Source organism: Elusimicrobiota bacterium (assembly GCA_018816525.1).
Classification (GTDB): domain Bacteria; phylum Elusimicrobiota; class Endomicrobiia; order CG1-02-37-114; family XYA2-FULL-39-19; genus OXYB2-FULL-48-7.
On sequence record JAHIVV010000074.1, the window covers coordinates 20,048 to 27,050 of the forward strand.

The 7,003-nt window shown below is 39.4% G+C and carries 5 protein-coding genes; all 5 read right to left on the bottom strand.

All coding sequences use genetic code 11. The features are described from left to right. Positions 1-2: 2 nt before the first annotated feature. Positions 3-1,517 (bottom strand): B12-binding domain-containing radical SAM protein, encoded by a 1,515-nt coding sequence (locus KKH91_07225; protein MBU0952593.1) that lies wholly within the window; start codon positions 1,515-1,517, stop codon positions 3-5. A gap of 95 nt (positions 1,518-1,612) precedes the next feature. Then, the gene (locus tag KKH91_07230) at positions 1,613-2,632 is read right to left on the bottom strand and encodes a DUF1016 family protein (protein MBU0952594.1); all 1,020 of its coding nucleotides are present in this window, start codon (positions 2,630-2,632) and stop codon (positions 1,613-1,615) included. Between the two features lie 2 nt (positions 2,633-2,634). Beyond that, entirely contained in the window at positions 2,635-4,956 is a 2,322-nt protein-coding gene (locus tag KKH91_07235) for a glycosyltransferase family 39 protein (GenBank protein MBU0952595.1), read from the bottom strand. Next, entirely contained in the window at positions 4,957-6,330 is a 1,374-nt protein-coding gene (locus KKH91_07240) for a B12-binding domain-containing radical SAM protein (protein MBU0952596.1), read from the bottom strand. It lies immediately after the preceding gene. Next, the coding region (locus KKH91_07245) for a radical SAM protein (protein ID MBU0952597.1) at positions 6,331-7,003 on the bottom strand (673 nt) is incomplete at its 5' end. It lies immediately after the preceding gene.

A 7,003-nucleotide genomic window follows, 5' to 3' on the forward strand; every position in this document is an offset into this window, starting at 1 on the left:
TGTTATACCTCGTCTCTCATAAATTTCTTAAAATAGCTCATTCTTTCCAGCCAATCGCCTATTTCAACCTTCCAAGCCCTTACATCCCTGTTAAAAGGCGCCAACAGCAATCTCGGGAAAAGTGAGCTGAAAAAACGTGACTTTATATTTACGTATTTGTACACCTTCCACTTTATTAGCAGTGAAAAAAACCATTTCGGGATAAGCGGAAGATAACAAAGAAAAGTCCTGAACTGGTAAAAGAGCTGTTGGTTGAAACTTACGCTTCCTCCAAGAAAATCCGACTGAAGCTCGCCGTGGTTGATTCTACCAATTTCTTTATCCGTTATCAAACTGAGGCTTTTATATATGGATACAATTTCCGTGTTGGGATAAAGGGTCATCCAGAAATAGGTAACTACATTAGGCCGAAAATCATTATAAAAAATAGCCGTTTGGACCATTTCATTTTCGCCTTCACCCGGCACGCCTGCGATGTGGTCAATATTAACTCTTATTCCTGCTTTTTTAAGATTCTTCACCGCTGCCGCTATTTCATCATTGGTGTCTATGCGCTTGAGGTACTTCTTACGGGTTTCTTCGAACCCGCTCTGAACTCCCATTGAGACATAGATACAGCCAGACTGGGCAAGCAGCTGCGTGGTTTCTTGCGTACACATTCTTGGATGGATAAATAGTTTATAAGGAATGCCTATTCTTTTTGGGTATTTTTCTGCAAATTCCCTCATCCAAACCTTATTATAAGGAAAAACTTCATCACGGAAAAAAATGAGCTTGGTATCTTTCGTAACATTCTGTTCAAGCTCTAGAAGGACGTTCTCTACGCTTCTCTTTCTTAAATATTTTCCCTTTTCCTTATATATAGCCCTTAAAATGTTATTACAACAATAAGTGCACCCGAACGGGCAACCGCGCGTAGAATTAATATTGAATTGCCTGCGGAATGACGGCATTCTGTCATAAAATAACTGTTTATCTGGAAGAGGAAATTCATCAAGGTCTTCAACCAGATCGCTGGTGGGATTTTTTGTCACTACGCCATTTTTTTTGAACCATAGATTATTAATTTGTAGGGTTTTTTCTTTTTTGTATTCTTCTATGCGATTCATCAACTCAAGCATGGCGAATTCGCCTTCACCAACACAGATAATATCGATAAACGGTTCGTTTATGACAATGTCAGGCACAGTGGTAGGATGTATGCCGCCGAAAATTATCGGGATGTCAATCTGCGCTTTAATGTCTTTTGCGATGTCGCAGCCATAACGATAAAAATCTGTTACAGCTGAAAAAGCGATTATATCAGGCGGGTGGTTCTGTATTCTTTCAATTATTTTCTTTTTGAAATCTGAGTATTTATAATTTTTCTGTACCAATTTTACATTAAAAAATGAATCTTCCGGCAATATAGGCACAAGAAATAAATCAACCTGGTGGTTGTGTTTCTTGAGCATGGAAGAAATGTATTCAATCCCTAAATGTTCGCATCCCGCACAGATGAATAAAACCTTAGCCATAATTACTTCCTAATTAACTCCCTTCGATAGGCAATAATGGGGCGTTTGAGGCATTTATGAGGCGTTTATGTTTCTATACGATGTACAAACAATCACTAATCCTTATCAAATAATTTCCGTATTTGCTCCGGTGCCGGAAGTTCTTTCTGCAAATTCTTTGGCAATGTTGGAGTCATTCGGTATTTGGCAACTGCTATTGGTTTATTGCTTTCTTTAAGCGCATACTCAACGATAGTGTGTTTTTTATCTTTACATAAAATAATACCAATGGAAGGATTTTCGCCTTTTTCACGCACCTTGCTATCCAACGCTGCAAGATAAAACTGCATTTTACCTACATGCTCTGGTAAAAATTTACCTACCTTAAGCTCTATTGCAACAAGGCATTTTAACCGGCGGTGATAAAGCAGAATATCAATAAAAAACTCATCACCGTCAACTTCTAAACGAAATTGATTGCCCATAAATGAAAACATCCCGCCCATTTCCACAAGAAACTTGTTGATTTTTGCAATTAAAGCCCTCTCAAGCTCCATTTCACTATGTTCTTCGCTCAGTTCAAGGAAATCAAAGGTATATTCATCTTTCACTGCCAGTTTTGCCTGATTCTTAATTTTCTCAGGCAAGGCTTTATTAAAATTCGTCTGATTTAGAAGTGTTTTTTCATAGCTTTGGTTTTCAATCTGGTGAATTAGAACATTTTTTGTCCAACCCATGCGTTTGGTCATACGAATGTAGAATTCCCGCTCAAGCGGATCCTTACAATGCATTAAAATAATCACATTATGTGTCCAGCCAATTTCTCTCACCAGTGGTGAGAGTTTTGTATTACTTTTATAGACAAGATAAAACTGTCTCATCCTCCAAAGATTTTGGGTTGAAAATCCTTGTATACCTGTAAATTCTTGTTGTAAATCAACAGCAAGTTTTTTTACTATTGATTTTCCCCAAGTATCATCACTTTGCCGTGACACAATCATTCTGCCAATATCCCAGTACAGGTTAATAAGTTCTTTGTTTACTGCTTTTAAAGCTTCATACTGTGCTGAACGGATACGCTGTTTAACATCCTTTAATAAATTCACATATTCATTTGTTTGAATTTTGTTTTTCATTATTATTTCTTTGCCTTTATTAGTTTCTCTATTGTCGGGCCTAACAGCACCTGCCTTTTGGGTTCGTAAAGGTTTTTATAAAGGAAAAAATTTAACACGGCCTGGCGAGGCCTGTTAACATCTTCCGGAGACAAAATTTCATAAAGATATACATAATTAAATGGATTCTGCTGGTAGCCGGCCCAAAATTCCGGCACTTTTGACGCGCGCCGGCCGTCATTCAATGAGGCGTCAGGAAGCGCGGCATAGATCATTTTTAAATACTTTTCCCAGAAAGCGCTGAAAATTTCCAAATCTTTCGGCTCAAACTGGAAAATATCGTAGCAATTCAACCGCCTTCCTTCCGGCGCATTGAACATAATGTGCGTGACTCTTTCTTTTGCCAGCTTTTCCCTCAGTTCATCAGCGCTGTTTACTTTCTTGCACCACAGTATCACCTGGTTAAAATCCCCGGCTGAATGCGCAAGAACTCTTCTTTGCGCGTAATAAGGCCTGGTTTCGCCGAAGAAAGCTATTTTTGCATCCTGGGGTAAATTATTGTTAACCCAGTCAATAACCTGGTAATAGGGCGACGGGTAGGATTGCCTGGATGAAAAAAGGTATTCCATTTTTGACTGCATGCCGAAAACAACACCCAGTGGATTCTGGCTCATTTTCTGGAAAAACATGTAGAGTAACATGTTTGTGCCGAAAAATACTATTAAAATAAGCGCTATTATGTTTTTGAATATATTAGAAATGGCTGCCTCAGTTACATAATACGCCAGCACAATAGACAGAAATGCCAGCGGAGTAATTAAAAATCTCAGATAACACCTGCCGATTACAATCCAGAACAGATAATAAGGAATACAATAGAAAAATATTATTTTTGCGAGTTTATTTGTTTTTTTAAAGAAAAACAAAAATGGGATCAGCAGAAGAAACGCTGCTCCGGAAAAACTTTCCTGATATTTACCCATGGTTGTATTCCAGGGGATTGTAACAATGTTTTTGATAGTCAAAGGTATGGGCGCCTGGTCAATATAGGAAGTAATCGCATTTTTTGATACCTGCTGAACCTGAAAATGCGCCAGGTCCAGCTTAAAAGGAAATATCGGGTTGCCGATCAATATATAATTTTTCAAAAGCCACGGCGATACCAGCGCGAAACAAATTAAAAGAAATATTGAGCCGATTTTAAGCAAGTGCAGTATTTCCTGCCTGCGGTAGATTACGTAATACATTAAAACCGCAAAAATAAGCGAAATTACGCCGAACACAGAGGTTAGCTTGCTGGCCAACGCCATGCCGGAAAATATAGCGGCGGCGAAAAACCACCTGTCCTTTTTCGAATTGATCCAGTTGAATATCGCAAACAGGCCTAATAATTCAAAAAATGTCATCGGTAGTTCAATACAGCTTCTGCTAGATACGAACATGACTATCGGGGCTGCGCAAAACAAGGCAACGGCAAGCAGTCCGGCTTTTTTTGAGAAGTATTTTTTTGTAATAATATAGACAAGCACGGCTGAAAACAGACCGAATGAATAATTGAGCAGTTTAGCAAGGCCGGAATATTTCAGTAGGATTGAAATAACATAAAGGATATGCATATTCATCTGGTAGTAGCTTTGCTGGATGGTAGGTATTTCGCAAATCCTGTGGTTTTGTATCCATATCAAAGGGACACCCAGATGATACTGCGTGGAATCGTAGAAAGTTTCAGGTGTAAGGGCGGTAACAAGCGTAACCAGGCCTGCTATAAACAGAACAATTACAAGCAGGAAATTTACAAAATTAAATTCTGGTTTCTTGGGCTGATTTAAAACATTTTTATGTTTAGTATGAAATTTCTTAAGTTCAAATATCCCGAAAATACCCAGGGCTATAAATATCATTACAAAAAACTGCTTATACAGCCCGCCGGCCAGGCCGATAAAAAAAGTGCCGTAGATAATGACAGAAATTCCGAATCCTATCGAAAAAAACAGGTTTTCGTATTTGTTTTCACTTTCAACTTTAAATAAGCCCCTGATTTTTTCTCCAACGCCAAAAGCAGAAATGTAAAACCAGATAACAAGTATTGCAGTCAACAAATAATCGCCGAATACGCCAAAAAATGAAGAAATTGTCGGGTTGTTGAATTCCTGAACTGATAGCACATAATTAAGCCAATCCAGGTTTACTTTGTACTGTTCAAAATAACTGCGCGATATTACCCAGCCCCAAACCAGAAGAGCCGAAAAAATAATAAAACCCGGTATTAAGGGTTTTAGCTGTACAACCTTCTCAATAAAGGCAGCTTTTGTTTGAATCGGAGGCCTGTTTTTGTTTTTTGCCATTTAAGCTTCCTTTCTTTTCAATCTAAACAGCGGGGAGACAATTTTAATCGCTTTGGTAAGCGGAGCTATCGGGAACAACAGAATCCATTTTAAAATATTGAAAGTTTCAATCGGGTGGCTGAGATAATACTGCAAAAGCAGGCGGGCTCTTCCTTTTTCGATTTGCTCTTTAGTCATCGCCGACAAATTCATTACTATTCTTTCCTGGGTGAAAATGCGCCAGTCAATTTTATCCATAGCCGGCACTAATTTGTTTTCTACGGCCATTTCCCACGCTTTTGTACCGGGATAAGGAGTGTAAATATATATTTCAGGAAGCACAACCTTGTTTTTGAACAGAAAGTTTCTTGTCATTTCAACGTCTTCGAGTGTTTCCGTGGGGTTTCCTATCATTGCGTTGCCGTGCGGTAACAACCCTACTTTGCGCACAATTTCTACTGCTCTTGCGGATTGTTCGATTTTTATGCCCTTGCTTAAAATGTCCAGGATTCTCTGGGAACCGCTTTCAAAACCTATTCCCACCCATTTTGCGCCGGCTTTTTTTGAAGCGGACAGCATTTCTTCGTCAACCTGCTCTACCCTGATAGTGCCGCCCCAATCAATGTAATCGAGCTTATTTTGTATCATCAGTTCGCAGATTTTCATTACCCGATTTTTTTCTGCGAAAAAATTATCTTCCATGAAATAAATAACCTCTACGTCAAACTGCTTTTTAAGCAATTTTATTTCTTCTATAACTCTTTCCGGGCTGTTGGACCTGTAAGGAATATTTTTTGTGGAATTATGGCAATAGATACAGCGGGCATGCGGACAGCCGCGGCTGGTAATCATATGAATTATTCTTTTATTTGCCGGGACTCTCGGAAGGTGGCCTATGTAAGGCACTCTTTTTTTACAATAGAGGTACCTTTCCTTCATCAGCATCAGGTGGCGCGCCGGAGGAGGGATATCGTCAAGCTTTGTAATGGCGGCGCCTGTTATGATACCGTTTTTTATATTTTTCGTCAATATTTCAACAAGAGCTTTTTCCCCCTCGCCTTTTACAACGATGTCCGCGTACTTTAGCGCTTCTTGCGGGAACATGGTGGCATGGATGCCGCCCATAACCGTGAGAATCCCCATTTTTTTGGCAAGCTGTGCAACTTTATACGCTTCATAGATAACAGGCGTAGTGGCAGTTATCCCGGCCAGGTCAGGATTGAACTTAAAAAGCTCTTCTTCAACATTTTGCCCGCCCAACTGGTCAATGATTTTTACTTCATACCCGGTTTTTTCCAGGTAGGAAGCTAAAAAACCGAGATTTATAGGCTCGTGAACCGCAAAAACCTGCTCGGTACCGGGGCTGATCAGCGCAACTCTTTGTTTCTGAGACATTTATATTTTTCCTCTCAAATATTCAATAACAAGTTTTATGGATCCGAAAACTCCGCGTTTTTTTATCGCTTTAACAGCTGTAGAAAAATATCCGTCCTTTTTCAGGCTGATTAATCCCCTGTAATAATGGCCTATATCAACGGCTTTTTTATAAACTTCTTCTATTTTTTCTTTTGGGTAATGGGGATAGCTTACTACTGACTCTGTATTGCCGTCAAACCTCTGCCATTCTTTGTGAAGCAGCCACCCTTCCTTTTCTACCTTATTATAGAAAGGTGTTCCTGGCTGAGGCGTGCATATTGAAATCTGCAATTCAGTCAGCAATTCTTTTTTAAGAAGGTCTTTCATCACATTTATGGTTTTCATGTCTTCTTCCGGGTTTGCGTTAGGCGCGCCCACAAGGAAGGTTCCGTAGATTTCTATATCGAGTTTTTTCGCTGTTGAAAGCACTCTGTACAGTTTATCCAGGTTGAGTTTGCCTTTCATGCCGATACCTTCGGCGACTTTCTCGCTGACAGTTTCTACGCCGACTCTTATCTGGTAATAACCCGCTTTTTTCATAATTTCCAGCATTTCATCATCAAGCGTGTTGTACATGCACATGGCTGTATAGTGCAAATTACTCAGTTTTGCATCAATAATTTTCTGGCAAAGGTCTATTACGTGTTTTTTA

What these genes read in the sequence shown, in the direction of transcription:
- KKH91_07225 (MBU0952593.1), bottom strand. Translation starts at nt 1,517, where the DNA reads ATGGCTAAGGTTTTATTCATCTGTGCGGGATGCGAACATTTAGGGATT.
- KKH91_07230 (MBU0952594.1), bottom strand. Translation starts at nt 2,632, where the DNA reads ATGAAAAACAAAATTCAAACAAATGAATATGTGAATTTATTAAAGGAT.
- KKH91_07235 (MBU0952595.1), bottom strand. Translation starts at nt 4,956, where the DNA reads ATGGCAAAAAACAAAAACAGGCCTCCGATTCAAACAAAAGCTGCCTTT.
- KKH91_07240 (MBU0952596.1), bottom strand. Translation starts at nt 6,330, where the DNA reads ATGTCTCAGAAACAAAGAGTTGCGCTGATCAGCCCCGGTACCGAGCAG.